We start from the raw sequence: 26,326 nt of genomic DNA, 5'->3' as shown, positions 1-26,326 counted from the left end.
TTGATGGAATGGTATGTCACGCTCGGCCTCGCCATCACCCTGCTGATGATCCTGTTTGCCATGGGGGTGCCGATCTTCGTGGCCTTCCTGGCGATCAACGTCATCGGCACCCTGTGGTTGATGGGTACGGCGGGCTTCGGGCTATTCTCCAATAGCGTCTATGACACCGTGACCTCTGAGACACTGACAACCATTGCACTGTTCGTGCTGATGGGCGAGTTGCTGTTTCGATCCGGTTCCATCGACGTGATCTTCGACTCACTCGATACGCTCATGGGGCGTATCAAGGGACGCCTTTACTTCTTCGTAGTGGCGTTATCGACACTATTCGGCGCGCTGTCAGGCTCAGGGCTGGCTGTCACCGCAATGCTCAGCCGCTCTGCATTACCGACCATGCAGGAGCGTGGCTACGAGGATCGCCTGTCGATCGGCTTGATACTTGGGGGCGCCGGCCTTGCGGCGATCATTCCGCCAAGTCTGATGGTGATCATCATCGGTTCGATGGTCGATGTCTCGATTGCCAGGTTGCTGATTGCCGGTGTCATTCCCGGTATCGTGCTGGCACTGCTGTTTGTGGCCTATGTCGTCTTCTGCCTGATCAAGGACCCATCCTGTGCACCGGCTGCCGATGATGTCGGTGATCGGACCTGGAAAGAGCGAGTGAAGGCGTTGGCCAATATGGCGCCATTCAGCATCATCATCTTCGCGGTGCTGGGGTTGATGATGCTGGGTGTGGCGACGCCTTCCGAATCAGCAGCTACCGGCGTATTGGGCGCGATTCTGGTCGCCTGTTATTACCGTCGCTTCAGCCTGAAGATGGCCGGAGAGTCACTGCTGTCGTCATTGTCGATCAGCGCCATGATCATCACCATTCTGGCCTGTTCCAAGCTGTTCAGTCAGTTGTTGTCCTTTACCGGTGCCACGGCCGGTCTGGTGGCGACAGCATCCAGCCTGAATCTCGACCCTGCGTTGATGTTCCTGGTGCTGATGGTGATCCCGCTGCTGGCCTGCATGTTCATCGATCAGATCGCCTTCATGATGGTGGTCATCCCGATCTATGCACCGCTGGTAAAAGCCTATGAGTTCGATCCAATCTGGTTCTGGACGCTGTTTTTGATCAACCTCGCCATCGGCAGTTTGACGCCGCCGTTTGGCTATAACCTGTTCGCCATCAAGGGTGGTGCACCGAGTGTCTCGATGCCGACCATCTTCGCGGCAGCCTGGCCGATCGTGCTGTGTTTCCTGCTCGGTATGCTGCTGTTCTATCTGCTGCCGGGGTTGGTGACTTTCCTGCCGAGCCTTGTTTGAGAACAGGCCACCTTTCGAGCATGGTCCGAGTAACGGCCTGCGCAGGCCGTTATCGAGCTTGTCCCGAGGCTGCCCACACCTGGAGATTGATGACCCATGTATACGATTGCGCCCATGCCCGAGCCACTGTCCGAGGAACGTCGGCAGCGCCTGCTGGAATGTGAGACGGCGACCATCGGCCATTTCCATCATCGTGGCTTCGTCGAACCGCAGATTCGTTGTCAGTTGGATGAAGTGCGTATCGCGGGGGTTGCCGTCACCTTGTCGCTGCCAGCGGCGGATGGCACCTTGCTCAGTCACGCCATGCGCCTGCTGCGTCCTGGCGATGTGTTGGTGATCGAGCGTCAGGGCGATCGTCGTCATGCCTGTTGGGGTGGGGTGCTGACGGAGGTCGCCAGCCGTGCTGGTATTGCTGGTGTGGTGATCGATGGCATGGCTACCGACCTTGCAACCATTCGTCAGCGGCGCTTTCCGGTGTGGAGTCGTGGAGTCTCACCCTTGACCACGCGACTGCTCAACCAGGGCGGCAGCCTGAATCACCCGGTCAGCGTCGGCGGTGTATCCGTCAACGCCGGTGATATCGTGCTGGCCGACGAGAATGGGGTGGTGGTGCTGACGCCAGACGAAGTGGATGCCGTAGCGGATCACACCCTGGAGCTACAGCGTCAGGAACTGCAGATTCTGGAACGGCTCGCTGCGGGGGAGTGTCTACCAGATATCAGCGGTGCCACCGCGCTGGTCGAAGCCGGACTGATTACATCTACGGAGTCGTGAGGCCAGCGGCCATGGAGGCAGGCGTGTTACCCTGACGTCAGCGACAGGAGCCATGAATATGCCGGTCGATCCCGTCAGCCGGGTAGACAACGCCTCGACAACCCCAGCAGCTTCAGCTCAGGAACCGGATGGGCTGATGGTGTTCGATGGGCTGTGCAACTTCTGTTCTGCACAGGTCCAGTGGTTGTTGCGCATCGACCGCCACGGCGCTATCCGCTTCTCCGCGATCCAGTCGCCTTATGGTCAGTATCTTGCCGAACGTTTCGGGATTGATTCCTCAGACCCTTCAACTTTTCTGTTCTTCGCCAATGGTCGTCCGCTGCAGGAGAGTGATGCGGTGATTGCTGTGCTTGGTCGCCTGCCTGGCCGCTGGCGATGGTTACGGGTGATTCGGGTGATACCGCGCTCCTGGCGGGATGCCGGATATCGCTGGCTCGCCCGTAACCGGTATCGCCTGTTTGGTCGTCGTGATCGCTGCATGGTGCCATCGCCGGAGGCCAGAGCGCGCTTCATTGATGATATTCCCCGAGAACCGCGCTCGACCGGTCTTGATGACGCATTACGGCCAGATGGTTGCGCCGATCAGTGTCAGTCCAAGGATTGTCAGTGACACCAGCGCTTCGCCGAGTGTGTAGGTCTTGAATCCGCCACGCACGCTGAAGCCCGCCAATTGGGTGGTAATCCAGAAACCACTGTCATTGACGTGGCCGATACTGATTCCTCCAGAAAGGGCGGCGAGTGCGATCCATAGTGGGTCAACCGTTCCTGTTGCAGCGGCTCCAGCCATGATGGTCATGGCGGTAATACCAGCCACGGTTCCCGAGCCTTGAGCGATACGAAAGATCGCGGCCAGCCCATAGGTAAGCAGGATCATGCCGAGTGCAGACTGTGTTTCACGGAAGACGCTGTCGACCAGCATGGTGCCGATCTCGGTGGCTTCAATGACACTGCCCAGCGAGCCACCTGCGCCGGTGACCAGCAAGACCATACCAGCTGTCTGCAATCCGCTGGCGGCGGAGGTATCGCGCTGGTTACGGTCCATGCTAGGTGATGCCACGGCATAGGCGGCGAGGGCGCCAGCCAGCAGAGCGACGATGCGGTCGCTGATGAAGGCCACGGCAGCGGGCAATTCGCTGCCACTCAGCAGCCCCGTCTGCTGGCAGAAGTCATAGAGCGTGCCCGTCAGGATCAACAGAATCGGCAAGGCGATAGGGGCCAGTGCCTGCCACAGAGGAATCGCATCGAATCCTTCCGGGACCTCACCATCACCATCACCATCACCACCGACACCCGATACTTTCAGCTCGTCCTTGCTGGCATTCCACAGCCCACGGTCGAGGATCGTGAAATAGACCTTCATCACTACCAGCGCCGTGACAAGACCGACCGCAAGTCCTGCGAATGTCATCACTCCGATATCGAAGTTGAGGATCGTTGCGGCAGCCAGCGGGTTGGGTGTTGGCGGTACGATGGTATGTGAGGTGGCGGCACCGATGACCAGCGCGCCGATGGCATAGGGCAGCGGCTTGTCGAGTGTTTTTGCCAGTGCAACGCCCAGCGGCACCAGAATCACGAAGGTGACGTCGAAGAACACCGGGATCGACAGCAGAAAACCGGTCAGCCCCAATGCATAGAGCCCGGCGCTGCGAGGCGCGCTCTTGACCAGCGTATGTGCGATCTTGTGGGCAGCGCCGGAGTCGCTCATCAACTGACCAATGATGACACCGAAACCAATCGGCAGGCCGATACCGGCCATGATGTTGCCGAAACCACGGCTGATGGCATCCACTGTACCGGTCATGCCCAGTTGCATGGCCAGGCCAAGGTAGAGACTACCGATGACCAGGCTGATGGCCGGATTCAGCTTGAAGCGGAGGATCAAGACCAGAATCAGAAAGATAGCTATCGCAAGATGCAGAACTTCCACAGCAGATGCTCCATGAGGGTGTTGCAGTAAGCCAACCGCTACCTGCAGTCGAGTTAATCAGCGTCGAGAAAATTCGCCGTCATGAACTGTTGCATGAACGCCTTGGCCTCAGGGATATCCTTGTGATCAATCTCATCCATGATGATATTGATGCCAGGCTTGTGGTCATTCAGGTAGCGCATGATGGTGGTGTATTCCATCAGCCCTGTGCCAAGCGGGACCTGCGCTACCTTGCCATCATTGATCGCGTAGTCCTTTGCGTGCAGCACAATGATGTTTTCCCCCCAGAGGTCGAGTGCCTGCTGGAAGATCTGCTGTTGATCCTCATGGTTATCTATGGTGATCAGGTTGGTGGGGTCAAAGATCACCTGAAGGTTGCTCGAGCCAACTTCCTCAAGTAGTCGGTGCATGGTTTGAGGTGAGTAAATCGGATGGTTGACGCCAGGCTCGATACCTACGATCACACCATATTTTTCTGCCTCGGCAACCAGCAACTTGACGCTCTCGACAACAGCCTGAAAGGCCTGCTCGTTGAAATTGTCGGTGGTATAGGCGATCTCTTCGTTGACGTTACCTGTCTCCGTGCCAACAACACCGCAGCCGAAGTCTCGACAGAATCGGATATATTCCTTGAACCGCTCCAGCTCGGCGCTTCTGATATCGATATCCGGGTGGATGATATTGATGTAGCAACCCAGCACGGCGATTTGAACATCATTGGCCTGAAAGGCCTTGCCCACCTTGTGAGCGAGCCCCGGCGTCAGTTCACCGACCGAGGTGCCAATGTTGAAGGACCTCGGGAGTGCCAGTTGCAGGCAGCCAAGACCGCGTTGGGCGATCTCGGATGCCAGTTGGTGGGGAGATGTTGCAGATAAGTCGTGACCTCTAATGCCAAGTGCCATTGGTTCTCTCCCTGTTGGAAAATAAACAAACATTGATGGGGAAAAAGACAGCCGATAGCTCGTGCTACCGGCATGTTGATAGTGGTGTGCTTACTGCTCAGCGCTTCCTTCCGCTACGATGGATTCATAAATGGCGTACTGTGCAGGATGCTGCTTCAGCTCTTCGTACATCGGTGCAACCGCATCCCGGAAGGAGGATTTATCCACCTCATTGATGGCGACGCCGAAATCATCGCTGATGCTCTTCTGCGCCTGCTGGATAGCATCGTTCCATTCTTCTACCTGGAACCTGGTGGATTCGCTGATGGCTTCATGAACGGCAACCTTCTGCTCGTCGGATAGGCGTGCCAGAGTATTGTTGTTGATCAAGATGATATCCGGGACGCGTGTATGGCCATCGAGGGAGTAGTACTCGACAACTTCACCATGTCGTGCACTGGTAAGAGCAAATTCGTTATTCTCCGCACCGTCGAGAATGCCCTGTTGCAATGCTGTGTAGACTTCCTCCTGTGACATCACCACGGGAGACGCGCCCAGAAGCTTCATCATGTCCACCGCAGCCTGGTTTTGCATAACCCTGATCTTCTGTCCTGCAAGATCATCTACGGTATCTATCGGACCTTTGTTGGAGTAGAAATTTCGCTGTCCGGAGTCATACCAACCGATGCCGACGAAACCTTGATCTTTCGTGGATTGATAGATATCGGACATGATCGAGTCGTTGTTCATGACATGATGAAAATGCTCTTCATCATCGAAAAGAAATGGCATGGAAAAAACGTTGTAGAGCGGCGAAAAGCTTCCCATCAACCCGCCTGAAACCTTGGTCATGTCGATGGCACCGGTCTGTAGAAGCTCAACGAGCTCGCTCTCGCCGCCAAGCTGGCTATCGGGGAAGTAGGTAACGGTAACGGACCCGTCGGTCTTTTCTTCAACCAACTCTCCAAACCTTGCCAATGCATCTTTTACTGGCTGGGAGTTCTGGGCGTAGGCAAGTCTCAAGTTGACATCGGCCGCCATTGCCAAGGGCGATACCAGCATGGATGACACGATGACTGCGGTGGTGATAGCTGAAATCTTCACAGAGTTTTTCATGTTGTTGTCTTCCTTATTGTCATGTCTTTATTGCCAAGGATGGCGTGCTCTTCTTGCGTTCTATCTATAGATACGTTCTTAGATATTCGGAGAGACAAAGAATGGCCATGGATTGCCCATAAGGCATTGAAGTAAGGGGGATGTTTCTGTAGTAATTCAAGTCGTCGCCCATTGCAGTACCAAAAGATACCTTTTCCAACTCTCCCTCAGGATTGATATTGGCAATCACCCCCATCACCGCCTTCTCCGCGACTTGCTGGTAGTCATTGCTCAGGTAACGCATTCTGGTGCCTTTGAGGATGCCGTAAGCGAAGCCTGCCGTTGCTGATGCCTCCAGGTAGGAGTCAGAGTCATCGAGTAGCGTATGCCAAAGGCCAGATTCGTCCTGCCAGCGCGCCAGGGCTTCAACCTGAGCCTCAAGCACATGGATAAGATGGCGACGGAATGCGTCATTTTCGGGAAGGTCGAGCAATTCGAGGAACTCGGGAATGACAATCGTCAGCCAGCTGTTGCCACGTGCCCAGCGAGCCTTGGCGAAGTTGTGATTGCCATCGAACGTCCAGCCATGGAACCAGAGCCCTGTCTCGGTATCCATCAGGTACTGGATATGCAGCAGGAACTGATACTTTGCCTCTTCAACGTACTCGGGCCTGCCGAGCAGCAAGCCGATCTTTGCCAACGGCAGTACACTCATCATCAGCGTGTCATCCCACAGCTGCTGATGGTTCTCGCTGTTGTAGACGATATGCTGCAAGCCACCTCCAGTGGTACGCGGCATGTCGTGCATGACCCATTCAGCCCAGGCTTCCAGGTAGGGCAGCCAGTCCTTGCGGCCCGTCTCTTCATAGCGATAGGCCAGAGTCAGGAAGGGACAGACGGTATTGACGTTCTTGGTCGCCAGCGGAGCTGAGAAGCGATCCTTGAACCAGTTATCGATGATCTCGACCGCGTCAGGTTCGCCAGTCTGCTGGTGATACTTATAGATGCCGTACAGGCCGATGCCATGGGTCCACTCCCAGCCAGCCCAGCCTTTGGTATCAATCGTACGTCCGTCATCAAGGTGCAGAAGAAACTCCCCTGTCTTGTCCTCGATATTGATCAGGTTGTCGATGCATTTATCGATCAACTCCATGACTCCATCTCTGGAAATGGCTCTTTCATCCTGACGGAGTAGCGGGCTGTGTTTGACGCTGAATACTTTCATCTGGTGCTCCATTTATTTGATGATTTTATGGGAATCCATAACAACCTATGGATTTACAAACCCAGCGCCTTGGGCAGGAACAAGGTGATGCTGGGCACATAGGTGATCAGTAACAGAATGAATATGATGACGGCATAGAAAGGCAGCAGAGGAAGAATCAGCCTTTCGACCTTTTCCCTGGCAATTCCGGCACCAATGAATAGCCCAGTGCCGACCGGAGGAGTGATGGTACCGATGCACAGGTTGAAGACCATGATGATCCCGAAGTGAATAGGGTCGACGCCGATGGCATTGGTGATGGGCAGGAAAATTGGCGTAAAGATCAATATCGCCGGTCCGATATCCATGAAGCAGCCAACAACCAGCAGTACCAGCGTGATGATCAGTAATATGGCGATCGGGTTTTCGGAGACGCCAAGAATCAGTGAGCTGATTTCTGCAGGCAGCCCGGTTATCGACATCGCAAAAGACATCGCCGAGGAGGCCGCAAGCAGGAACATGATCACACCGGTTGTCTCCGTGGCCCTGCGCAGCGATGCCAGAAACGACATCAAGCCAATGGTCTTGTACAAGACCATGGTCAAGAACATGGTGTAGATAACGGATATCGCAGAGGCTTCGACGGCAGTGAAAATACCGGCAACAATGCCGCCGACAATGATGATGATCAGTAGCAGACTCGGCAGTGCCTCAAGCGTCACCCGGCGTGTCGAACCAGGCTTCAGGTCTACTTTTGAGGTGTAACCTCTTGATCTAGCGACGATGTAGACCACGAGGATGCAACCGAACCCCCATAGACATCCCGCTATCAAGCCTCCCGCGAAGAGCGCCGATATCGAGGTTCCGCCACTTGCTAGAGCATAGAGAATGAAGGCCGTGGTCGGGGGAATAAGCATGCCGGTTGGCGCTGAGGCAATGTTGGCCGCCGCTGAAAATGGACGGCTGTAGCCTTCCTTGACGCCCATGGGCACCATGACGCCACCGATCGACGTCGATGCGGCTATCGCAGAACCGGAAACCGCGCCGAACATCATATTGCCGACAATATTGGTATGGGCGATGGAGCCGGGAACCTTGCCACTGAATAGTTTGGCAAAATTAACGAGCCTTAGCGCTATACCGCCATTGTTCATCAGAACTCCGGAAAGTATGAAGAAGGGCACGGCCAGCAAGGTGAAGCTATCCAGACTAGCTACCATCTTCTGCGCAGTAGTGAAGATGGCAATGTCAGCGGGTAGCGCCAAAAGAATAGTGAGTGCTGATGATGCGGCAATACAAATGCCTATCGGAACTCCGACTACCAGCAGCAGGAAAAAAGATATTATAAGTATGTATCCGGCATCCATCATTGCTCGTCAACTCCTTTAATGGCGATATTTCTGTACAAGGAGATGCAGTTGAGAATGCAGTAAATGGTGATTATTGTGCCGGCGACAGGCAGAGATACGTAAATAAATGCTTTGGGTATCTGTAGCATTGGGTACGTCTGGCTCATGGTGTTTGCGGTTGCCTGTATGCCGCCATAGATGAATACGGATAAAGCAAACACAATAAATATTGCTTCTATGGATATATCCAGGAGCTTTTTGATACTTCCTGTCAAATGGTCACCAAGAAGTGTCAGGCTAACGTGCCCTCTTTTCCCCGAGACGTAGGCAATAGCCATCATTGATAGCCATATAAGAAGGAACCTCAGTAGGGCTTCCGACATGGTGCTGGGGCTGTTCAAGATATATCTGGTAATTACCTGCCAACTTGCCACCCCCACCATGCATACAAATAATATGCAACAGAATACCTGGAGGCTGCGATCAAGCAGAGCGCGTATCATGTTCATGGGGACTCCCGGGTGGCAAGTGCTAAGCATATAGCCAAACTGGCTTTTTCTATCAGAATTTCATCGTGTAACCGAGGAGCCAGGAGCTATTTCGCTGTCCAGGGTCAACGCCGGCATCGTCGCTGTTTCTGTCTCGTTGTATATATCCACCAAATAATGTGTGTTCATCACTTAATTTGTAGAATGCGATGAATTCATTCTCTATATAGTCACGATCACCGGTACCAAAATCGGGGGAGTCACTTTCTTGTTTGAAGTGATAGTGAGGGTTGTACAACAGGCTCCATTGATCATTGATGGAGTAGTGGGCGTAGATATCAACTCGACCAACACTACTTTTTTCATCTGTTGTGCTGTTGTTGGTCTCCTGTTCATACCGATAACGTCCGGCCAGGCTCCAACCTTCTCCATGATAACCAAGCCTCAAGGCAGCAAGAGCACGAGTATTGTTTGAACGAAACTTTGCTCCAAGCTGTGGCGTAAGAGACCAGGCCTCTGCATTGCCGAATTTGAAGGTCGGGAGTGAGTAGTTGACAAAGGCTTCATCATGCTTTGGCCACCCGCTGTCGTGATACTCGTCCTGCCAATACCATGATTTTTCCAGCATCAATGATGAGCTGTCTTCAAATCTTCTCGTATAGGCAATCTTGGGTAGTGTCAAGGCGTGATCATTGGTGGTCGTTTCCAGCTTGAACGTAAGTTGGTTTTCCGCTGCGAGCGCTGATCCAGAAGCGGAGATAGCGAGAATTGCCGAACTAGCGAGTAGAACGCTTCCAATGTTTCTTGTAGTTTTCATCATGTTCTCCATTTTTTGTGTTGTGTTTTTAATGCTTTCTCGGTTTTGCCTGGTTAGATTGATGTTGAACTTTCGCTATAAATGTGGCCATGTTTCGTTAAAAATGAAACATTGGTTCATCTGTGTTTTGGCCATCACCTTTTCTACTCGATTATGAGTTGTATATGGAAAATCACCTTTGTTTGAGATAGATTTAGACCAGCATTCCAATTTTAATGAAACGGAGGGTTGTATATGTCAGTGGCGCAGAAGCCCGATAATGTGGCTGCCGTTATGAAAGTGTTTTCTGTCCTCGAAGGCTTGGCTGAGCAGGGTGAGGTCGGCCTGTCTGAGCTGTCGCAACGAACATTCATGTCGAAAAGCACTGCATATCGATTTCTCCAAACGATGAAAGAGTTGGGCTATGTACGTCAGGATTCTGATACAGAAAAGTATACTTTGACGCTGAAGCTTTTCGAGATTGGGTCCTCTGCACTGGGAAGTGTTGACTTGATTGATGTGGCTAATGTCGAAATGAGAAAGCTGTCCGATCTCACCCATGAGGCTATTCACCTGGGGTCTCTGGATGAGGATCAGAGAAACATAATTTATATTCATAAGTTCGATTCCCACTTCAACTTGTGCATGCAATCGAGGATCGGGCGCCGTAATCCTGTCTATTCGACGGCCATCGGCAAGACCTTGCTTGCGTGGATGGAGCCGGAAGATGCCCGGAATATCCTGTCGTCGGTCGATTTCGTTGCCCATACGGAGCACACCTTGATCAGCGTGAATGCCGTTATGGAGGAGCTTCCTTCCATACGCGAGCGAGGCATTTCCGAGGATCGTGAGGAAGCTGAACTTGGTGTGCGTTGCTTGTCAGCTCCGGTTTTTGATCGTTTCGGTCAAGCCATCGCAGCACTCAGTCTCTCGTTTCCGGTGGTTCGCTATAATGAAGAAAAGCGTGCCGAGTACGAGCGGTTGCTGCATGACGCTGGAAAACGCATATCGCATGGACTCGGATTTCATGGCTATGGCTTCTCCAGTGCTTCTGAAACTCTCTGATCCTTTTTCGCGGAACTTGCAGGAGCGGTGACGAGCGCTCCTGCAAGGATTTCTTCACCGCACTTTTCTACCGAGTCTGCTTCATCACACTTACCTGGCTAGCCAGCCACCATCAACGGCGAGAGTATGTCCATTGACATAGTCCGATGCCGAAGAAGCCAGGAAAATGGCGGCGCCACTCAGGTCCTGGGGATTTCCCCAGCGTCCGGTAGGAATACGGCCCAATATTTCCTGACTACGTTGTGGATCGTTACGTAGCGCTTCGGTGTTATTGGTTGCCATGTAGCCTGGTGCAATGGCATTCACGTTGATGTTCTGCGACGCCCATTCATTCGCCATCAGCCGAGTCAGGCCCAGCACACCACTCTTTGACGCGGTGTAGGAAGGCACCCGAATGCCCCCCTGGAATGAAAGCATCGAGGCGATATTGATGATCTTTCCCGGGCGCTGGTTATCGATGCAGGAGCGTGCGAAACCCTGGGAGAGAAAGAACAGACTCTTGAGGTTGACGCCCATGACATCGTCCCAATCCTGCTCGGTAAACGACAGTGAATCCTCGCGGCGGATTATCCCCGCATTGTTGACCAGAATATCGGCGCCGCCACATTGGGCTTCGGTCCGCGCCAGGATATTGTCAACGGGATCGGTGGACGTCAGGTCCGCCTCTATCGCCAGGAACTTTCTGCCCAGCGCCTCAATCTGTTGCTGGGTCTCTTCCGCGGAGCGGCGATTGACGGCGACGATATCGCATCCTGCGCTGGCCATCCCTATGGCCATAGCCTGGCCAAGTCCTGTATTACAACCAGTAACGATGGCGGTTTTTCCCGTTAGGTCAAAAAGTTGCGGATACACGATAACCTCCGGTATTCAGCGTAGATCTGCCATATCAATGTGATCCATATCCGAGAATGTCTGATTCTCGCCCGCCATTGCCCAGATGAATGTGTAGCTTCCTGTGCCAACACCAGAATGCAATGACCAACTGGGAGAAAGGACTGCCTCACGGTTCCTTACCACCAGATGTCGAGTTTCCTGTGGCTCGCCCATCATGTGGAAAACCAGACTGTCGTCCGCCATATCAAAGTAGAAATATGCCTCCATCCGTCGATCATGGAGATGGCAGGGCATGGTGTTCCATAGACTGCCTTCTTCGAGGCGAGTCATTCCCATCAGTAGCTGGCAGGTTGGCAGCACATCCGGCACCAGATACTTGTAGATAGTGCGTCGGTTGCTGGTGCTTGTATCTCCGAGGGTCTGCGGTGAAGCCTCGTCCAGTGTGACCTTGCGGGTTGGATACACCTGGTGAGCGGGAACACAGCTGAAGTAGAACGCGGCAGGGTTGGTCGGATCACTACTCTCGAACTGGATACTGCGACTTTCCTTACCGATATACAGCGCTTCATGAGTACCGATGTCATATCTAGTGTCATCCACTGTCACGCTACCGGGCCCACCGACATTGATCGTGCCCAGCTCTCGGCGCTCAAGGAAGTACTCGGTGCCTGTGTGTTGGTTCATTGAGTCCGGAACGATGACTACCTGATCCACGGGTAGCACACCACCGATGATATTGCGGTCGATATGACTGTAAACCAGGTTCATCTCGTTCTTGATGAAAAGGTCCTGAATCAGGAATTGGTCACGTAGCCCTTGGGTATCCAGGGTCTTTGCGTGCTCGCTATGAATGGCTTGACGAACTTCCATATATTCTCCCGAACCCTAGTGCCGTAAAAAATGAAACAATGGTTCAAAAAATATCAGTTGCTAAGGTATCTATCAAGATAAATACCGTAATATTTGGCATTATTCTTTAGTCGTATCAAGAAAGGGTTTGTTAGAGTGAATTACAGTTTTTAATGTAGAAATTCACTCGATTTTACTCGTCTAAAGTGTTGCCTTATTTCACTTCGGATGGGTGCTGGGACTTCGGCCCATCCATAATGGGGTCGCAATGAACCAGACGATAGTAACTACCAGCATTCCCCATTTCATTGATGCCTCATTTATGCCATCAAATAGATAGAGAGTGGGCAGCACTACCGTTAGTATAAGCATTGATATCGAGATCAATTGAAGCATGATTCGCATAGTGGTTACTCTCGATTTTCTGTAGGTTTCATGACCATGTCGACAGGCGTGGTGACCGAGTAATCACCCTGCTGTTGCCGCTGTGCGATGAAACTCAATGCGATAAAAAGAACTCCGGCAATGAACCAACCTGGCAGGGCGACAAAAAAGATCTCGATGTTGGCGAACTTCACCAATGCAAGGCAGATTGCCAAAGTGATCAGCCAGGTGCCCAGCACAGGCAGGGTGAGCCTTTTTCCTGCGTATTCAGCATGGAAGCTGTGTAGCCCCAGCTTCGGTAGTACCCAGAAGTCGAGGACAATGACCGCGCCGATAGGCATCAACAGCAGCCCATACAGCGCCACGAAGCCCAGTAATTGCATCGCTACACCAGGAAACATGGCGACAAAAGTGGTCAGCAGGCCGGTGCCGATGGTGACCTTGAAACGAGAGACATGCGGAATGACAGCTTGAAAGGCGAGACCCGCTCGGTAGATGGTCGGGTTGGCAGTGGTCCAACCGGCAATGATCACACAGATCAACCCGGCAACCCCCAGTGCTTGATTTGCCAGCGGGCCTGGCAGGGGATCTGGAATGGTTCCGGCCTCGGCAGCAGCCATCACCGCGGCGTTGCTGGTCAATCCACTGTCATACATCTGGAAGGCAAACAGCATGGATGCCGCCAGCCATGCCATGAAGTGTCCGACGTACATACCCGCAGCGGCAGCAATGCTGTACCAGCTCCTGCGTGCGAAGCGCAGCACTGACAGGTCCGACATGCCGATATGCATGGCCATATTGGCGAACCAGGCGAAGAAGATGACATGCCAGATACTGAACTGCGGTTGCCCAGGTACACTGACACCGGTCCAGATGGCCGATTCCGCCAGTGCCCAGAGGTCGCCGGGGGAGCCGATATCTGATCCGGTGGCGTCGATGAACCACTTGAGCGAGACAATACCGAAGCCGAGGAAAATCAATACCATCCACGGCGCAGCGATATTGGCGAACCAGGCGACGAAGCGGTAACCATAAGCCGCCACGAAGGTAATCACCAGTCCTACGCCAATGACACTGAGCACCCAGCCGAGGCTGTTGGGCATCAGGTCGGAGAGTGTCGGCAGCGGAAACCCGAACCAGACTCCCACTGCGGTTGCCGACACGGTGATCATCGCTCCCGCCAGAAAGCAGAAGGCCAGACCATTGGCGAGGTTATAGAGGATCACCGTATAGCGACCGGCGATCTTTTCCAGCTGGTAATAGAGCGTCAGTCGCGCGCGGGTGCCAATCGGAGCAGTGAGCGTCAGCCAGCTCAATACTGCCAGAGCGTTGCCGATCAGCAGGCCGACGACGACGTCGAATGCCGAGACCCCTGCCAACACGAACAGCGGCCCGATCATCAATTCGGTACCGGCAGTATGCTCACCGGCATACATGCCGAGAAAGCTCTTGAACCCTAAACGGGCGTGGCCAGGCACAGGCTGGCGCTCGTATTCACCGCCTGCAGCGCCGGTGTTCGCTTGTGCTTGGGCTTGTTGCTGAGGAGTGGCACCCATGGCGTGTGACTTCCTGTTTTATTGGAATCTGTGTTGCTGGAGATTGTCTTCGTCGACCTTTCCGGAGCCTCCCTTGTTGTCAGGAGTGGCCTTCAGCACTAGATCTCGAGGTAAACCACGTGTGTACGGGTGTACTCGTACAGACCATGCTTGCCATCGGCGCCGCCGATGCCTGACTTGCGGGTTCCGGCATGGAAGCCTTGCATCGCCTCGAAGTTCTCGCGGTTGACGTAGGTTTCGCCGAAGTCGAGCTCGCGGCACGCGTGCATGGCACTGGAAAGATCGCGGGTATAAACGGAGGAGGTCAGGCCGTAGTCCGAATCGTTGGCCATAGCGAGGGCCTCATCGAGGTCATCGACGATCTGGATCGGCAGTACCGGCCCAAAGATTTCCTTACGCATGATTTCCATGTCGCTTTGGCAGCCGGTCAGCACCGTGGGCTTGTAGTGGAAGCCCTGGCCCAGGTCTGCGACCCCACCACCTGTGACCAACTGCGCGCCAGCTTGATTGGCGCGTTCCACCATCGCAGCAACCTTGTCGAGGCCTGCCTGGTTGATCAACGGCCCCATTTCGATATCCGGTTGTGCCAGAGGGTCACCGTACGTGGTCGACGCCATGGCCTGGCCGATTCGGTCGGCAAACTGTTCGGCAACACCGCGCTGTACGTAGACACGCTCGGCGCAGTTGCAGACCTGGCCGGTGTTGATGATGCGTGAGCCACGAATGGCCTGTACGGCGAGGTCGAGGTCGGCATCGTCAAGGACGATAGCCGGTGCCTTGCCGCCCAGCTCCAGATTGACCTTGGTGATGTGATCAGCGGCATTGCGCATGATCGCGGAACCGGTCTCGACGCTACCGGTAAAGCTGACCATATCGACGATCGGGCTGGCGGTCAGTGCATTACCGGTACTGGCGCCACTGCCACTGACGACATTGAACACCCCTGCAGGGAGACCGATCTGGTCGAGCAAACGGGTGAATTCGAAGCAGTTGTTGGGGGTTTCCTCACTCGGCTTGATGACAATGGTGTTGCCGGTCACCAGCGCGGGGGCCATCTTGCGGGCGATCAGGAAGAACGGAAAGTTCCACGGCAGGATGCCCGCCACTACCCCCAACGGCTTGCGGAACAGGAAGATGTTCTCGCGGGGGCGATCACTCTCGATGATCTCGCCCTCGATGCGCCGTGCCCATCCGGCCATGTAGTCGAGATAGTCGGCGGTGAAGTTGACCTCGACCTCGGCCAGCCCGGAAATCTTGCCCTGTTCCGCGCTGATGACACGAGCCAGAGCGCTGGCTTGACTGCGGATCCTGTCTGCCAGCGTGTTCAGGAAGGCGGCACGCTCTACCGCGGGCAGCCGCGCCCAGGGCTTCTGTGCCTCACGAGCAGCATGCAGTGCACGTTCTACATCGTCGGGACTGGACTCGGGAATTCGCGACAGCAACTCTCCGTTGGCTGGGTTGCGAACGTCGATATGCTCCTGTGCCGAGACGAAGGAGCCGTTGATGTAGTTCTGATAGGTAGTGACTTCGTTGGCCATTTTGAGTTTCCGTTGTTTTGGCAGTGGCGTGCTGTCGAGCAATGATCTTTGAGCCTGGCTTCAGTAGGTTCGTGAACTGTTGGCTTGCGGTGCGTCAGCCTTGTAGCGGGCGATGGTCTGCATCGCGGCCTGGCGCAGCAGGCTGATATCGATGCCCACGGCGATGAAGTCGAACCCCCACTCCGCGTAGCGTTTGGCGTCTTCCTCGGCGGGAGCAAGGATTCCGGCGGCCTTGCCTGCGTCCTTGGTGGCCTTGAGGGCATGGCGGATCATGGCCTGCACATCTTCGTGACCTGGGTTGCCGACATGGCCGACGCCGGTGGACAGATCGGCGGGGCCGACGAACACCGCATCGATGCCGTCTGTGGCGGCGATCGCTTCGACATTGTCGATGGCTTGCCGTGACTCGACTTGAGCGATCAGCGTCAGCTCTTGATGGGCGGTCTGGATATAGTCAGGAACCGCATCCCAGCGCGTCGCCCGTGTCAGGCCGCCACCGACACCACGAAAGCCATGGGGTGGGAAGCGTGTAGCCCGCACCAGCGCTTCTGCCTGTTCGGCGGTATCGACCATCGGGATCATCAAGGTCTGGGTGCCGATATCCAGCAATTGCTTGATCAGCGCTGGGTCGTGATTGACGGCTCGTACCACCGGCGCGCTGGAGTAGGCGGCGACAGCCTGCAACTGAGCAAGAATCGAGGGCACGGGGTTGGGCGCATGCTCGCCATCGATCAGTAGCCAGTCGAAGCCGGTAGTGGCGAGAATCTCAGCGGCATAGGCGGTGCCGAATCCTGCCCAGCAGCCGTAACGCGTAGTGCCATTGAGTGATGCCTTGAACGGATTTACTGGAAGTTCCATGACCACACTCCTATTGCAGGCTGACGAACATGCCGCCATCGACCAGCAGTGATGCGCCGGTCACATAGGCCGCCATATCGGAGGCGAGGAAGACGATAGGACCGGCCATATCTTCCGGGCGTCCCAGCCGTCCCAGCGGCGTGCGACCGATCATGTAGTCGCGCTTCTGCTGGTCAGCGAGGTCGTCCTTGTTGATATCGGTTTCGATAGTGCCGGGCAGCAAGGCATTGCAGCGGATGCCGTAAGGGCCCAGCGCAACGGCGCAGGATTGCATCAGGGACAGCACGCCCGCTTTGGTCGGGGTGTAGTGGGTCTGCATCGCCCCCCCCACCAGCGCGCTGATCGAACTCACCGCAATGATGGCGCCGCCGTTGCCCTGATCCTTCATGCGGTTGGCTGCTGCCTGAACGGCGAAGTAGGCACCGTTGAGGTTGGTGTTGACGGTTTCCAGATAGGTCTCGCGCGGCATATCGAGAAAGCTGTGGAACGGACAGATGCCCGCGTTGTTGACGAATACGTCGACACTGCCGAAATTTGACACCGCGGACTCGACCAGCTTGTCACCGGTTTCCGGGTCTCCGGCGGGTGCGCCTACAGCACTGGCATCGCGGCCCAGCTCACGAATTTCCTGAATCAGCTTGTCGACCAGTGGACGGCTACTGTCACTACCGCTGTAGCCGATGACCACGTTGGCGCCCTGGCGAGCGCATTCGACGGCGGCCGCGCGACCAATGCCACGTGACGCGCCGGTGATGATGACGGTCTTGTCGTTGAGCAGCATAAGCTCCTCCTTCATGAAGTGGGTGTCGCCAGTGAGAGGCGGTAAAGACGTTGCGCATTATCGACAAACAGCGCCTGCTTCTCGGTTGCCGAGGCCTCGGCAACAATCTCGGCATAGGCACGCCAGGTGTCGTCGTAGCTGGCATAAAGGCTGTCGACCGGAAAATTGGAGGCAAACAGGCAGCGCTCCACACCGAAGGCATCGATCGCTTCCAGAATCAGTGGCCGAATGCTACCGGCGGTCCATTGGTGGTCGAGCATGCCGAAGCCACTCAGTTTGGTGGCGACGTTGTCGCGGGCGGCCAGCTCGCGCATGCCATCGCGCCAGGCACGCCATCCAGCGACTCCCTGGCGATCGACATACATGCCAGCATGGTTGAGCAGGAACTGTACTTCGGGGTTGGCATCAGCCAGTTCCGCCGCTTGCGCCATTTGAGAGGGATAGATCTGCAGGTCAAAGGACAGACCGAGGCGCGCTAGATGACGGAAGTTGTCACGCCAGGTCGACTCGCTCATGTAGTGGCGACCCACATAGTCGAATAGCGGGTTCGCATGGACATTGAGGATCTGACGGATGCCGCGTACTCGGTCACTCAAGGTCAGTTGCGTCTCCAACTGCTCGACAGCATCGGCTTGAGAGAGATCAACACCAACCACCAGTGCCGATGGCAACGGGTCGTCGAGACCAGCCAGCCAGCGAGTTTCCTTGATCGGATCGACAGCATCAGCCTCGATATGCACGGCGCCAACCAGCTCAATGGCCTGTCCAGCAACAGACATTCGGCTTTCCGAGCGCAGCGCGTCGGGGCCGTAATCGCAGGCCATTGGTGAATAGTCGCCGAGCAGGTTGGGCTGTGGGTTCAGCAGCCATGGCTGGTTGCCCAGGCCTAGATCCCAGAAGTGCACGTGGGAGTCGATCACTTGCATGGCGTGTTCTCCCCGGCTGAGGTGTCTTCATGTGTGAGAGAGAACACTTCCTCCAGTCCGATTTCCGTGGGGGAGTTGTCGGTCTGGGTGTCCATGATATCGGCCATGTAATCCCACCAGCGCTGCATGATCGGCAGCGCGGGTAGCTGATCGACACTGTGGTTGTCGGTCAGTGTCATGATGGCAAACAGGTGATGCGATTGCGGGTCGAGGAAGATGCGGTAGTCCTCGATTCCTGCCTCGCGCAGGGCAGCATCCAGCTCGGGCCAGATGGCGTCATGACGCCTGCGGTACTCCTGCTGTTGGCCGGGGTGAAGTGTCATGCGAAAGGCGCGAATCGGCATCTTGCGTTCTCCTGGATCAGTGGTCGTAGGGGCGCGCCAACTGACATTCCGGGTTCAGGCGTACACCGAAGCCCGGAGCGTCGAGACAGGACGCGCGCATGCGACCATTTTCCGGGACCGGTTCATCGAGCAGCAACGGGTTGAACATTGGTACGACTTCGTCGGCGTTGGGAGCCATCATCAGGAATTCAGCGAACGGACTGTTCTGGCGCGTAATGACGAAGTGGTAGCTGTACACCGATGAGCCGTGAGGCACCACCAGCTTGTTGTGGGCATCGGCCAGCGCCGAGATCCTGATCAGCTCGGTGACACCACCGCACCAACCCACGTCAGGCTGAATCACATCGCAGCAATCCATTTCCAACAGCATGCGGAAGCCCCAGCGGGTTGCTTCATGCTCACCGGTATTGACCAGCATGCCCTTGGGAACATTGCGCTTGAGCTCGGCATAGCCCCAGTAGTCATCGGGCGGAAGCGCCTCTTCGATCCACTTGAGACCGAATTCCTGAGCGCCATGCGCCAGTTTGGTCGCGTAGTTGACGTCCAGGCTCATCCAGCAATCGAACATCAGCCAGAAATCATCTCCGACCTTTTCACGCATGTCGGCGAGTTGAGCGAGGTTCTTGCGTAGCCCTTCGTCGCCCTCGGCAGGGCCGTGCTTGAGCGGCATCTTGCCACCGATGAAGCCCATCTGTTTGGCTAGATCAGGACGTGCTCCGGTGGCATAGAAGGTCAACTCATCGCGCACCGGCCCACCCAGCATGGCGTGAACCGGCTCCTGACGAATCTTGCCGAGCAGATCCCACAGCGCTAGATCGACACCGGAAATGGTGTTGAGAACTACACCTTTGCGACCATAGAAGAGCGTGGCATTGAACATCTGATCCCACATCTTCTCGATATCGGTGACCCGCTGGCCTTCGAGAAAGCGTGCCAGATGCTTCTCGACGATATAGGCACCAATCTCGCCCGCCGTGGTAACGGCAAAGCCGACAGTGCCATCGCTGGCTTCGACTTCCACCACCAGAGTACCCAGCACGTTCAGGCCGAAACTCTTGCGGGTCATCCGGTATTCCGGGTACTTGCTCATTGGCGTCGAGATCTGGCTATCGATCCAATGGCCGTCGCCCTGATCGTGGTAATCGGCGCCGCCACCACGAACGGTATAGGCGCGCACCTGCTTGATCGTCGGCATCGACATGGACATTCCTTTCTACATTGAGAACAAATGAGATAGGACTATGAATACCCTCGAACGAAAAGTATGACTAATGCGCAGATCAGCCTTTCCGATACCTTTTGGTTATCAATCGCCGCTAGCCTAGATATGATCAAGCTCGCGACTGAGCGCATTTCCATGCGCCTTTGTGTGTTTTAGACCAATGTCGTATGTGTCGGCGCCGCTATAGGCTGCAGTTATCGTTAGCCTAGCGGCTCGATAGAGAGGAAGGTGACCATGTCAGAAGCCATATGGCAGGCAACTCTGCTCAATCGCTTGCGTTACAAGCATCTGCTGTTGATCTCGTTGCTGGACGAACATCGTAATCTTCACCAGGTGGCGCAGGCACTGAACATGTCGCAACCGGCGGCCACGCGGATGCTGCGCGAGATAGAGACCACCTTCGAGTGTCAGTTGTTTGAGCGCTTGCCACGAGGAGTGAGGCCGACCCAACTGGGTGAGATTCTGGTTGAGTTTGCGCACAGCGCCCTGAGTCGATTGGGACGTTGCGCAGAGTCATTGCATCGCCATCAGTTGGGTGACCAGGGCCAGCTGGTGCTGGGCGCAATCATGGGCGCCGCACCGGACCTGGTGGCGGAAGCCGTGGTCGAAATGAAACGCCAACGCCCGCTGTTGCAGGTACGGCTGGTGGGGGAAACCAGCGATCAACTGGTCGAGCTGCTGGCGCAGAGCCGCATCGATATTGCTATCGCACGCTATGTCACCGCCTTGCAGCATAACCTGTTCGATTTCGAACCGTTGGGTAACGAACAAATGATGGTGGTGGTGCGCAAGGGGCATCCGCTTGATGGTCAGAGCGTGATGTCGCTGGAACGGCTGCTCGAAGATTGGCCATGGATACTCCAGCCAGTGGAAAGCCCGGCGCGACAGGCACTGGAAAAGGAATTCGAACTGGCAGGGCTGATGTCACCGCGGGACATCATCGAATGTGGCTCGATCTTTGCGGCCTTGCAGTTGGTCATGCGCAGCAACGGGCTGCTGGTCATGGCCGAGACGGTATTGCGCGACTATCTGGAGATGGAGCGTGTCGTGGCGCTACCGCTTACGCTGGGTACGACACTCTCCTCCTACGGGATATTGTCGCGCCGGAATGAATCCCTGAGCGAACCGGTACGTCATCTATGCGGCATTTTGAGAGAGATTGCCGCCAGTGATGACCTGATCGTCCGTGGATGATCAAGGAGTTGCACCTTTAGCGTGGGCCAGACAGACAGACAGACAGACAGGTGGCGTGGCCAGGCCTGAGGGTCGTTGGCGGAAGGAGACGTTGAATGGACGGTTGGTGGGGCAGTGCTCGGCACAAGGCTCAAGGCAAGGCGCTGAATGGACTCTTGTTCGGCCAGCCACGGCTGCTGGTCCTGGCGGTGCTGTTGTCGCTTGTCGGGTTATTGCCACGGGCAGTGCAGGCTGCAGATGACAATATGTCACCGGTTGATGGCTCGGTGCAGATGGTAGTGCACCTGTCGAATGGAGAGGGACAGGCGATCACTTTTCCCAGCATGGACGAGGTTGCGCCGGTCACCCGCTGCAGGCCGGATTTGCGTGATTTGCCACCACTGGCCTCGGAGAACATCAGCGCGGAGCAGGCCGAGCTCCTGCATGGGTTGAGTACCGAGTTTGCTTCACCGCGTGTCCAACTGCACCCCATGCTCTGGGTCCTCGACCGAGGCAAGCTGGCGCTGGACTTCGCCCCCGATGAGATACCGGGGACTGAACCTGAGCAATGGGTGCCGGATGGCGAGGCCTCCCACTTCGACAAGCGCTGGTATCTGAAGTTGGGCTGGAATTTCGCGCCTGGGCGGATGGCCGAGTACCGGCGCGATACTGCCATCACACCGCTACCCAGTGCCACGATACTGCCTGGCTCTGGGCTTGATGCCATCGGTAGGCCAATCCCGTGTCCATCACCGGAAGAGCTGATTCCCCAAGCTCAGCGATGAGCGTCTGTCTCCGGCGCGACGAAAAAAAGCCGCCCCGGAGGGCGGCAGGCTAGTCACGGCCTTGTTGAGGCCGCTGGCACCGGCCGAGGGATGGGAAGGTCCTCGCTGGTGCCGTCAGGGAGCGACATGACGTCGCTGGAGGGAATCGTTACTGTCGAACCAAAGTGGCTACTGGCGAATGAGATAGTCGAAAGCACCCAGTGCCGCCGTAGCGCCGCTGCCGACCGCGATCACGATCTGCTTGTAGGGCACGGTGGTGACATCACCGGCGGCAAAGATGCCGGGGACGGATGTCATGCCATGAGCGTCGGTGATGATCTCGCCGCGCGGCGACAGCTCCACCGGTGACTCCTTGAGCCATTCGGTATTGGGCACCAGGCCGATCTGCACGAACACACCTTCGAGTGCCAGCTGCTTGATCTCACCGCTGGCGCGCTCTTCATAGCTCAGGCCATTGACTCGGTTGCCGTCACCGTTGATCTCGGTGGTACGGGCGCCCTTGATGATGTCGACATTGGGCAGGCTGGCGAGTTTCTTCTGCAGTACTGCGTCGGCACGTAGTTCGTCCATGAATTCGAACAGGGTGACGTGAGCGACGATGCCGGCCAGGTCGATGGCGGCCTCGACGCCGGAGTTACCACCGCCGATCACTGCCACATGCTTACCCTTGAACAGCGGGCCATCACAGTGCGGGCAGTAGGCCACGCCCTTGTTGCGATACTCGGCCTCGCCGGGCACGTTCATCTCACGCCAGCGGGCGCCGGTGGCCAATACCAGCGTCTTTGACTTGAGGCTGGCACCGGAAGCGAAGCGTACCTCATGCTCTCCACCGGGAGTGGTGGCCGGCACCAGCTCGACGGCGCGCTGCAGGTTCATGATGTCAACATCGTACTGTTTGACATGCTCTTCCAGCGCAGTGGCCAGTTTCGGGCCTTCGGTTTCCTGCACCGAGATGAAGTTCTCGATTGCCATGGTATCGAGTACCTGGCCGCCGAAGCGCTCGGCTGCGACACCGGTACGGATACCCTTGCGTGCGGCATAGATGGATGTCGCTGCACCTGCTGGGCCACCGCCGATGGTCAATACATCGAAGGCGTCCTTCGCCGAAATCTTCTCGGCCTCACGCTGCTCGGCACCGGTATCCACCTTGGCGAGAATCTGTTCAAGGCTCATGCGGCCCTGATCAAATGGCTGGCCATTGAGATAGACACTGGGCACCGACATCACTTCGCGGGCTTCGACTTCGTCCTGGAACAGCGCGCCGTCGATGGCATCGTGAGAGATGCGCGGGTTGAGAAGCGCCATCAGGTTAAGCGCCTGGACCACGTCCGGGCAGTTCTGGCAGGACAGCGAGTAATAGGTCTCGAAGTGCATGTCGGCATCGAGCGCCTTGATCTGCTCGATAACCTCGGCACTGGCCTTGGGCGGATGACCGCCAACCTGCAGCAGTGCGAGCACCAGAGAGGTGAACTCATGGCCGAGCGGAATACCGGCGAACACGATACCGGTCGCAACGCCGTCCCGATGCAGCGCAAAGGAAGGCGCGCGCTGATCGGTGCCTGTGGTGGACAGAGTGATGTTGTCCGAAAGCGCTGCGATATCGCTCAACAGGCCATGCAGTTCTCTGGACTTGTCGCCGTCATCGAGAGTGGCGACCAGCTCAAACGGTTGCGTGACCTTTTCCAGATAGGCTTTCAGCTGTGTCTTGAGTGAGTCGTCGAGCATGACGGCGTCAATCCTTGAATGGGGTAGTGGGCGCACGTGTCCCCCGCGCCATGAATAGTGGCGTGAAACAGGAGAGGCACGGATGCGGGAAATTCAGTGGCCCCATCGCGGCAGGAGCCCGCCGCGATGGGGAAAACCAGTCATTTAGTCAGTGCTGGGGCGTTCTGAAAACGTCGCCGAGCAGGATGAAACACAAGGAGTCTGGAGCGCATCAACCGCAGCATATGATTAATATGTGAGGATTGAGAGCACCACGCGACGCCGTGATTCGCCTGCGCAGGCAGTTATTCAGACGTCCCTTACTTAGATCTTGCCGACTAGATCCAAAGACGGCGCCAGCGTTTCTTCGCCTTCCTTCCACTTGGCCGGGCACACTTCGTTCGGGTTGGCCGCGACATACTGGGCAGCCTTGACCTTGCGCAGCAGCTCTTCGGCGTTACGGCCGATGTTGCCAGCGTTGATCTCGACGATCTGGATCTTGCCTTCCGGGTCGATGACGAAGGTGCCGCGCTCGGCAAGGCCAGCGTCTTCGATCAGGACTTCGAAGTTGCGTGAGATCTGCAGAGTCGGGTCTGCCAGCATCGGGTACTGCAGCTTGCCGATGGTCTCGGAGCTGTCGTGCCATGCCTTGTGAGTGAAGTGGGTGTCGGTGGAGACGCTATAGATCTCGACGCCCAGCTTCTGGAATTCTGCGTAGTTGTCGGCCAGGTCACCCAGTTCGGTGGGGCAGACAAAAGTGAAGTCGGCCGGGTAGAAGAAGAAGATGTTCCACTTGCCCTTGAGGCTTTCTTCAGTGACATCGACGAATTCGCCGTTGTGGAAAGCAGTAGCGTTGAACGGTTTGACTTCAGTGTTGATCAGGGACATTCCCATCTCCATACGTTGTGTAGCCGTGCAGTGAAAACACTGGCCAATGAATGGTGTGTTGCGAAGACGGGAGCCAGCATAACGACCTTGGTCTTATAGAATAAATTGAATGAGATCATTGCCATGATAATGTTTCGCTATTTATCGCCTCGAAACGGCTGTCATGTGGCGCTGAGCGGCGGGAGCGCTAGCTATTCCTCGAAGAGCAGGTGGGTATACTCCATAGAGCCATGGAGTATATGGACGACATTCACTCGTTCAGCGTCGATGCGATAGAAAATCAAGTAGTTGCCGTGTGGTCGGCGGCGGATACCATGGTGCTCAAAGCGTGCCACCAGGGGAAATCCGAGAGGGGCATCCGCCAGGCTCAGGCACTTGTCGTGTAACTCGAGCACGAACGACAATGCTCGACTTGGGTTGTCTTGTGCGATGTAGTCACCGAGCTGTTCCAGATCGCTTTCTGCCTCGGCAGTGAGGTAGGCAATCATTGAGGCTTTTTGGCCATCGTTCGATATTTGTCTTCCAGGCGCTTGAACACGTCATCCGCAGGGGCGACACGGCCGTCCTCGATATCAGTGAGCCCTCGAGCAATGGACGCATCAAGAGCAGCAAGGCGTGCTTCTCTGTCCTGAACCAACCTGATCCCTTCGCGCAGCACCTCGCTTTTCGAGCCATAGCGGCCTGTTTCTACCAACTGCTGGATATAGGCTTCCAATGATTTGCCCAGTTCTGCGCTGATCATCATGTGTTCTCCCGCCGATTGATGTTGTCAGAGTACGTCGCTTATCAACTATTATCAAAATACCACCAGCAGGGTAGTTGTGATCTCGCATATTGTTCCTGTCGTGCAGTCGGAGACCTCTGTCATCTCTTCAATGACCGGCCAGCCAGCCGCGTAGGCGGCTGACCGCCTGACTGTGCAGCTGACAGACGCGTGATTCACTGACGCCCAGCACTGCACCGATCTCCTTGAGGTTGAGCTCTTCCTGGTAATAGAGCGCCATCAGCAGCTTTTCGCGCTCGGGAAGTTCGGCGATGGCATCAACCAGCGCCCCACGACGCTCGTCACTGATCAACTCCGCGAGCGGGGTGGCACTGACCTGTTCTGAAAAGTGGTGTTCACCGCCGTCAGCCAGCAATTCCTCAAAGGGCATCAACAGCCCATTGTTGATGTCACCCAGCAGGCGGCGGTAGGTGCTCAGGTCCATGTCCAATGCCGCCGCGATTTCATGTTCTTCCGGGGCGCGGCCCAGTTGCTGCTGGAGTTCACGAGTAGCCTCATCCACAGCGCGCGACTGACGGCGCACGCTGCGTGGCAGCCAATCGCGACTGCGCAGTTCATCGAGCATGGCACCGCGCACGCGTTGACTGGCGAAGGTCGTCAGCTGTGTTCCCTGGCTGGCATCGTAGCGCCCCAGTGCCTCAATCAACCCGACCACACCGGCCTGGATCAGATCGTCGGTATCAACACCGGCCGGTAGCCGTACCTGCAAGGCCAACGCATGGCGCCGGACCATGGGTAGGTAAGCCTCGATTTGAGACTGTTGCTGCATCTTGCCTTGTGCTGTGTACATGGCGCTTCCCTCACCTGCACCGC

27 protein-coding genes are annotated in these 26,326 nt (G+C 56.1%); 6 read left to right on the top strand and 21 right to left on the bottom strand.

Annotation, left to right across the window (positions count from 1 at the left end; genetic code table 11):
- Nucleotides 1–3: 3 nt before the first annotated feature.
- The 3 genes from AR456_RS20080 (at nucleotide 4) to AR456_RS20070 (ending at nucleotide 2,692) form a co-directional block, all read left to right on the top strand.
- Complete coding sequence (locus AR456_RS20080) at nucleotides 4–1,308, top strand: TRAP transporter large permease (protein ID WP_021819391.1); 1,305 nt, start codon at nucleotides 4–6, stop codon at nucleotides 1,306–1,308.
- A 96-nt stretch (nucleotides 1,309–1,404) separates the two neighbouring features.
- On the top strand, nucleotides 1,405–2,082 hold the full coding sequence (locus AR456_RS20075) for an RraA family protein (protein ID WP_021819390.1): 678 nt from the start codon (nucleotides 1,405–1,407) through the stop codon (nucleotides 2,080–2,082).
- 58 nt (nucleotides 2,083–2,140) lie between these two features.
- Nucleotides 2,141–2,692, top strand: a complete 552-nt coding sequence (locus tag AR456_RS20070) for a thiol-disulfide oxidoreductase DCC family protein (RefSeq protein WP_021819389.1) — start codon at nucleotides 2,141–2,143, stop codon at nucleotides 2,690–2,692.
- Here AR456_RS20070 and AR456_RS20065 read toward each other — a convergent pair.
- The 7 genes from AR456_RS20065 to AR456_RS20035 form a co-directional block, all read right to left on the bottom strand.
- Entirely contained in the window at nucleotides 2,642–4,009 is a 1,368-nt protein-coding gene (locus AR456_RS20065) for a GntP family permease (RefSeq protein ID WP_021819388.1), read from the bottom strand. The genes AR456_RS20070 and AR456_RS20065 overlap by 51 nt on opposite strands.
- Before the next feature lie 53 nt (nucleotides 4,010–4,062).
- A complete protein-coding gene (locus AR456_RS20060; protein WP_021819387.1) occupies nucleotides 4,063–4,911 on the bottom strand; it encodes a sugar phosphate isomerase/epimerase family protein in 849 nt (282 codons plus the stop codon).
- Between the two features lie 90 nt (nucleotides 4,912–5,001).
- The gene (locus tag AR456_RS20055) at nucleotides 5,002–6,006 is read right to left on the bottom strand and encodes a TRAP transporter substrate-binding protein (RefSeq protein WP_021819386.1); all 1,005 of its coding nucleotides are present in this window, start codon (nucleotides 6,004–6,006) and stop codon (nucleotides 5,002–5,004) included.
- Between the two features lie 64 nt (nucleotides 6,007–6,070).
- Nucleotides 6,071–7,210, bottom strand: coding sequence for a beta-galactosidase BglB (bglB, locus tag AR456_RS20050; protein WP_021819385.1), 1,140 nt, complete (start codon nucleotides 7,208–7,210; stop codon nucleotides 6,071–6,073).
- A 53-nt stretch (nucleotides 7,211–7,263) separates the two neighbouring features.
- Nucleotides 7,264–8,559 carry a TRAP transporter large permease gene (locus tag AR456_RS20045; RefSeq protein WP_021819384.1) on the bottom strand — a complete coding sequence of 432 codons (1,296 nt, stop codon included), beginning with the start codon at nucleotides 8,557–8,559 and terminating at the stop codon, nucleotides 7,264–7,266.
- The gene (locus AR456_RS20040) at nucleotides 8,556–9,047 is read right to left on the bottom strand and encodes a TRAP transporter small permease (protein ID WP_021819383.1); all 492 of its coding nucleotides are present in this window, start codon (nucleotides 9,045–9,047) and stop codon (nucleotides 8,556–8,558) included. Before AR456_RS20040 ends, AR456_RS20045 begins: the two co-directional genes overlap by 4 nt.
- A gap of 52 nt (nucleotides 9,048–9,099) precedes the next feature.
- Nucleotides 9,100–9,843 carry an oligogalacturonate-specific porin KdgM family protein gene (locus AR456_RS20035; protein WP_021819382.1) on the bottom strand — a complete coding sequence of 248 codons (744 nt, stop codon included), beginning with the start codon at nucleotides 9,841–9,843 and terminating at the stop codon, nucleotides 9,100–9,102.
- Between the two features lie 234 nt (nucleotides 9,844–10,077).
- Here AR456_RS20035 and kdgR point away from each other — a divergent pair, with 234 nt between their 5' ends.
- Entirely contained in the window at nucleotides 10,078–10,887 is an 810-nt protein-coding gene (gene kdgR / locus AR456_RS20030) for a DNA-binding transcriptional regulator KdgR (RefSeq protein ID WP_021819381.1), read from the top strand.
- 90 nt (nucleotides 10,888–10,977) lie between these two features.
- Here the strand turns inward: kdgR and kduD are convergent, their stop codons facing one another.
- From kduD to rhmD, 9 genes are all read right to left on the bottom strand, one after another.
- Nucleotides 10,978–11,664 (bottom strand): 2-dehydro-3-deoxy-D-gluconate 5-dehydrogenase KduD, encoded by a 687-nt coding sequence (gene kduD, locus AR456_RS20025; RefSeq protein ID WP_021819380.1) that lies wholly within the window; start codon nucleotides 11,662–11,664, stop codon nucleotides 10,978–10,980.
- A 90-nt stretch (nucleotides 11,665–11,754) separates the two neighbouring features.
- The gene (gene kduI / locus AR456_RS20020; RefSeq protein WP_021819379.1) at nucleotides 11,755–12,591 is read right to left on the bottom strand and encodes a 5-dehydro-4-deoxy-D-glucuronate isomerase; all 837 of its coding nucleotides are present in this window, start codon (nucleotides 12,589–12,591) and stop codon (nucleotides 11,755–11,757) included.
- Between the two features lie 389 nt (nucleotides 12,592–12,980).
- Nucleotides 12,981–14,510, bottom strand: coding sequence for a purine-cytosine permease family protein (locus AR456_RS20015; protein WP_021819378.1), 1,530 nt, complete (start codon nucleotides 14,508–14,510; stop codon nucleotides 12,981–12,983).
- Between the two features lie 98 nt (nucleotides 14,511–14,608).
- Nucleotides 14,609–16,048, bottom strand: coding sequence for an aldehyde dehydrogenase (aldA, locus tag AR456_RS20010; RefSeq protein ID WP_021819377.1), 1,440 nt, complete (start codon nucleotides 16,046–16,048; stop codon nucleotides 14,609–14,611).
- A gap of 60 nt (nucleotides 16,049–16,108) precedes the next feature.
- On the bottom strand, nucleotides 16,109–16,906 hold the full coding sequence (locus AR456_RS20005; protein ID WP_021819376.1) for an HpcH/HpaI aldolase family protein: 798 nt from the start codon (nucleotides 16,904–16,906) through the stop codon (nucleotides 16,109–16,111).
- A 10-nt stretch (nucleotides 16,907–16,916) separates the two neighbouring features.
- The gene (locus AR456_RS20000) at nucleotides 16,917–17,702 is read right to left on the bottom strand and encodes an SDR family NAD(P)-dependent oxidoreductase (RefSeq protein WP_269465163.1); all 786 of its coding nucleotides are present in this window, start codon (nucleotides 17,700–17,702) and stop codon (nucleotides 16,917–16,919) included.
- Nucleotides 17,699–18,613: an amidohydrolase family protein gene (locus tag AR456_RS19995; RefSeq protein WP_021819374.1), complete on the bottom strand. Its 915-nt coding sequence runs from the start codon at nucleotides 18,611–18,613 to the stop codon at nucleotides 17,699–17,701. Before AR456_RS19995 ends, AR456_RS20000 begins: the two co-directional genes overlap by 4 nt.
- Nucleotides 18,604–18,957: an L-rhamnose mutarotase gene (gene rhaM, locus AR456_RS19990; RefSeq protein WP_021819373.1), complete on the bottom strand. Its 354-nt coding sequence runs from the start codon at nucleotides 18,955–18,957 to the stop codon at nucleotides 18,604–18,606. Before rhaM ends, AR456_RS19995 begins: the two co-directional genes overlap by 10 nt.
- Nucleotides 18,958–18,973: 16 nt before the next feature.
- Entirely contained in the window at nucleotides 18,974–20,158 is a 1,185-nt protein-coding gene (rhmD, locus tag AR456_RS19985; RefSeq protein WP_021819372.1) for an L-rhamnonate dehydratase, read from the bottom strand.
- Between the two features lie 255 nt (nucleotides 20,159–20,413).
- On the opposite strand from rhmD, the gene AR456_RS19980 reads away from it, so the two are divergent.
- Both AR456_RS19980 and AR456_RS19975 read left to right on the top strand, forming a co-directional pair.
- Entirely contained in the window at nucleotides 20,414–21,373 is a 960-nt protein-coding gene (locus tag AR456_RS19980; protein ID WP_021819370.1) for a LysR family transcriptional regulator, read from the top strand.
- Nucleotides 21,374–21,468: 95 nt separating this feature from the next.
- The gene (locus AR456_RS19975) at nucleotides 21,469–22,137 is read left to right on the top strand and encodes a hypothetical protein (RefSeq protein WP_021819369.1); all 669 of its coding nucleotides are present in this window, start codon (nucleotides 21,469–21,471) and stop codon (nucleotides 22,135–22,137) included.
- 168 nt (nucleotides 22,138–22,305) lie between these two features.
- Here AR456_RS19975 and ahpF read toward each other — a convergent pair whose 3' ends face one another.
- The 5 genes from ahpF to AR456_RS19950 all read right to left on the bottom strand — a co-directional run bounded on the left by ahpF (nucleotide 22,306) and on the right by AR456_RS19950 (nucleotide 26,303).
- The gene (gene ahpF / locus AR456_RS19970) at nucleotides 22,306–23,862 is read right to left on the bottom strand and encodes an alkyl hydroperoxide reductase subunit F (protein WP_021819368.1); all 1,557 of its coding nucleotides are present in this window, start codon (nucleotides 23,860–23,862) and stop codon (nucleotides 22,306–22,308) included.
- A 303-nt stretch (nucleotides 23,863–24,165) separates the two neighbouring features.
- Nucleotides 24,166–24,723, bottom strand: a complete 558-nt coding sequence (ahpC, locus tag AR456_RS19965) for an alkyl hydroperoxide reductase subunit C (protein ID WP_470303266.1) — start codon at nucleotides 24,721–24,723, stop codon at nucleotides 24,166–24,168.
- A 197-nt stretch (nucleotides 24,724–24,920) separates the two neighbouring features.
- Nucleotides 24,921–25,217 (bottom strand): type II toxin-antitoxin system RelE/ParE family toxin, encoded by a 297-nt coding sequence (locus AR456_RS19960; protein ID WP_021819366.1) that lies wholly within the window; start codon nucleotides 25,215–25,217, stop codon nucleotides 24,921–24,923.
- The gene (locus AR456_RS19955; protein ID WP_031208079.1) at nucleotides 25,214–25,471 is read right to left on the bottom strand and encodes a type II toxin-antitoxin system ParD family antitoxin; all 258 of its coding nucleotides are present in this window, start codon (nucleotides 25,469–25,471) and stop codon (nucleotides 25,214–25,216) included. Before AR456_RS19955 ends, AR456_RS19960 begins: the two co-directional genes overlap by 4 nt.
- Before the next feature lie 130 nt (nucleotides 25,472–25,601).
- Nucleotides 25,602–26,303, bottom strand: a complete 702-nt coding sequence (locus AR456_RS19950) for an RNA polymerase sigma factor FliA (RefSeq protein WP_021819364.1) — start codon at nucleotides 26,301–26,303, stop codon at nucleotides 25,602–25,604.
- Between the last annotated feature and the right edge of the window lie 23 nt (nucleotides 26,304–26,326).

Origin of the sequence: Halomonas huangheensis (assembly GCF_001431725.1) — a bacterium.
In the GTDB taxonomy this organism is placed as follows: domain Bacteria; phylum Pseudomonadota; class Gammaproteobacteria; order Pseudomonadales; family Halomonadaceae; genus Halomonas; species Halomonas huangheensis.
This window is presented reverse-complemented; position numbering and strand designations above follow the sequence as displayed.

What these genes read in the sequence shown, in the direction of transcription:
- AR456_RS20055 (WP_021819386.1), bottom strand. Translation starts at nt 6,006, where the DNA reads ATGAAAAACTCTGTGAAGATTTCAGCTATCACCACCGCAGTCATCGTG.
- AR456_RS19995 (WP_021819374.1), bottom strand. Translation starts at nt 18,613, where the DNA reads ATGCAAGTGATCGACTCCCACGTGCACTTCTGGGATCTAGGCCTGGGC.
- AR456_RS20060 (WP_021819387.1), bottom strand. Translation starts at nt 4,911, where the DNA reads ATGGCACTTGGCATTAGAGGTCACGACTTATCTGCAACATCTCCCCAC.
- rhmD (WP_021819372.1), bottom strand. Translation starts at nt 20,158, where the DNA reads ATGTCGATGCCGACGATCAAGCAGGTGCGCGCCTATACCGTTCGTGGT.
- AR456_RS20000 (WP_269465163.1), bottom strand. Translation starts at nt 17,702, where the DNA reads ATGAAGGAGGAGCTTATGCTGCTCAACGACAAGACCGTCATCATCACC.
- AR456_RS19960 (WP_021819366.1), bottom strand. Translation starts at nt 25,217, where the DNA reads ATGATTGCCTACCTCACTGCCGAGGCAGAAAGCGATCTGGAACAGCTC.
- AR456_RS19950 (WP_021819364.1), bottom strand. Translation starts at nt 26,303, where the DNA reads ATGTACACAGCACAAGGCAAGATGCAGCAACAGTCTCAAATCGAGGCT.
- AR456_RS20040 (WP_021819383.1), bottom strand. Translation starts at nt 9,047, where the DNA reads ATGAACATGATACGCGCTCTGCTTGATCGCAGCCTCCAGGTATTCTGT.
- bglB (WP_021819385.1), bottom strand. Translation starts at nt 7,210, where the DNA reads ATGAAAGTATTCAGCGTCAAACACAGCCCGCTACTCCGTCAGGATGAA.
- AR456_RS20005 (WP_021819376.1), bottom strand. Translation starts at nt 16,906, where the DNA reads ATGGAACTTCCAGTAAATCCGTTCAAGGCATCACTCAATGGCACTACG.
- kdgR (WP_021819381.1), top strand. Translation starts at nt 10,078, where the DNA reads ATGTCAGTGGCGCAGAAGCCCGATAATGTGGCTGCCGTTATGAAAGTG.
- aldA (WP_021819377.1), bottom strand. Translation starts at nt 16,048, where the DNA reads ATGGCCAACGAAGTCACTACCTATCAGAACTACATCAACGGCTCCTTC.
- AR456_RS19975 (WP_021819369.1), top strand. Translation starts at nt 21,469, where the DNA reads ATGGACGGTTGGTGGGGCAGTGCTCGGCACAAGGCTCAAGGCAAGGCG.
- kduD (WP_021819380.1), bottom strand. Translation starts at nt 11,664, where the DNA reads ATGGCCATAGGGATGGCCAGCGCAGGATGCGATATCGTCGCCGTCAAT.
- AR456_RS20015 (WP_021819378.1), bottom strand. Translation starts at nt 14,510, where the DNA reads ATGGGTGCCACTCCTCAGCAACAAGCCCAAGCACAAGCGAACACCGGC.
- AR456_RS20070 (WP_021819389.1), top strand. Translation starts at nt 2,141, where the DNA reads ATGCCGGTCGATCCCGTCAGCCGGGTAGACAACGCCTCGACAACCCCA.
- rhaM (WP_021819373.1), bottom strand. Translation starts at nt 18,957, where the DNA reads ATGCCGATTCGCGCCTTTCGCATGACACTTCACCCCGGCCAACAGCAG.
- AR456_RS20075 (WP_021819390.1), top strand. Translation starts at nt 1,405, where the DNA reads ATGTATACGATTGCGCCCATGCCCGAGCCACTGTCCGAGGAACGTCGG.
- AR456_RS20080 (WP_021819391.1), top strand. Translation starts at nt 4, where the DNA reads ATGGAATGGTATGTCACGCTCGGCCTCGCCATCACCCTGCTGATGATC.
- AR456_RS20035 (WP_021819382.1), bottom strand. Translation starts at nt 9,843, where the DNA reads ATGAAAACTACAAGAAACATTGGAAGCGTTCTACTCGCTAGTTCGGCA.
- AR456_RS19980 (WP_021819370.1), top strand. Translation starts at nt 20,414, where the DNA reads ATGTCAGAAGCCATATGGCAGGCAACTCTGCTCAATCGCTTGCGTTAC.
- AR456_RS20045 (WP_021819384.1), bottom strand. Translation starts at nt 8,559, where the DNA reads ATGATGGATGCCGGATACATACTTATAATATCTTTTTTCCTGCTGCTG.
- kduI (WP_021819379.1), bottom strand. Translation starts at nt 12,591, where the DNA reads ATGGAAGTTCGTCAAGCCATTCATAGCGAGCACGCAAAGACCCTGGAT.
- ahpF (WP_021819368.1), bottom strand. Translation starts at nt 23,862, where the DNA reads ATGCTCGACGACTCACTCAAGACACAGCTGAAAGCCTATCTGGAAAAG.
- AR456_RS19955 (WP_031208079.1), bottom strand. Translation starts at nt 25,471, where the DNA reads ATGATCAGCGCAGAACTGGGCAAATCATTGGAAGCCTATATCCAGCAG.